Origin of the sequence: Rhodococcus sp. NPDC127527 (assembly GCF_042672245.1) — a bacterium.
Classification (GTDB): Bacteria; Actinomycetota; Actinomycetes; order Mycobacteriales; family Mycobacteriaceae; genus Rhodococcus_G.
In genome coordinates this window covers 1-1,286 of the sequence record NZ_JBHXVP010000038.1, presented here as the reverse complement: position 1 = coordinate 1,286, position 1,286 = coordinate 1, and the positions used below count along the sequence as shown (strand labels likewise).

The following is a 1,286-nucleotide window of genomic DNA, read 5'->3' as shown; positions in this document are numbered from 1 at the left end:
GACCTCGAAGTTCGTGCCGGTGTGCGGACCCTCCTCACCGCGCCCGGTCCAGCCCTGCGTGTGCAGGCGGGTGACCGCATCGGACTCGTCGGCCGCAACGGTGCCGGGAAGACCACCACCCTGCGGATCCTCGCCGGGGAGGGCGAGCCGTACGCCGGTGCCGTCATCCGCACCGGCGAGCTCGGTTACCTCCCGCAGGACCCCAAGGAGGGCGACCTCAGCGTCCTCGCCAAGGACCGGGTGCTCTCGGCCCGCGGGCTCGACTCCATCCTGCGGGACATGGAGAAGCAGCAGACGCTGATGGCGGAGCTGGTCGACGGCCCCGAGCTGGACAAGGCGGTCCGCCGGTACGGTTCCCTCGAGGACCGGTTCTCGGCGCTCGGCGGGTACGTCGCCGAGTCGGAGGCCGCCCGGATCTGCAACAGCCTCGGACTGGCCGACCGCATCCTCGCGCAGCCGCTGCGCACCCTGTCCGGTGGTCAGCGTCGCCGCGTGGAACTGGCCCGCATCCTGTTCGCCGCCTCGGACGGGTCCGGTGGCCGTTCGGACACCACGCTGCTGCTCGACGAGCCCACCAACCACCTCGACGCCGACTCCATCACCTGGCTGCGGGGGTTCCTGCAGAACCACGAGGGTGGACTGATCGTGATCAGTCACGACGTGGAACTGCTCGGCGACGTCGTCAACCGGGTGTGGTTCCTCGACGCGGTCCGCGGCGAGGCCGACGTCTACAACATGAACTGGAAAAAGTACCTCGACGCCCGCGCGACCGACGAGCAGCGGCGCCGCCGCGAACGTGCGAACGCGGAGAAGAAGGCGAGCGCACTGCGGGTGCAGGCGGCCAAGCTCGGCGCCAAGGCGACGAAGGCGACCGCCGCGCAGAACATGGCCAAGCGGGCCGACAAGCTGATGGCCGCCCTCGACGAGGTGCGGGTCTCCGACAAGGTCGCGCACATCCGGTTCCCGGAACCCGCGGCCTGCGGCAAGACCCCGCTGATGGCGAAGAACCTGACCAAGATGTACGGGTCGCTGGAGATCTTCGCGGGTGTCGACCTGGCCATCGACCGGGGCAGTCGGGTGGTGGTGCTCGGCCTCAACGGCGCCGGCAAGACCACCCTGCTGCGGATCCTCGCGGGCACCGAGAAGGCCGACACGGGCGAGCTGGTGCCCGGCCACGGACTGAAGGTCGGGTACTTCGCGCAGGAGCACGACACCCTCGACGACGACGCCACCGTGTGGGAGAACATCCGGCACGCCGCGCCGGACACCGGGGAGCAGGAACTGCG

General features: G+C 70.2%; 1 protein-coding gene. It reads left to right on the top strand.

Annotation, left to right across the window (positions count from 1 at the left end; translation table 11 throughout):
• On the top strand, window positions 1-1,286 hold a 1,286-nt coding region (locus tag ACFVH2_RS24955; RefSeq protein WP_378475744.1), incomplete at both ends, for an ABC-F family ATP-binding cassette domain-containing protein.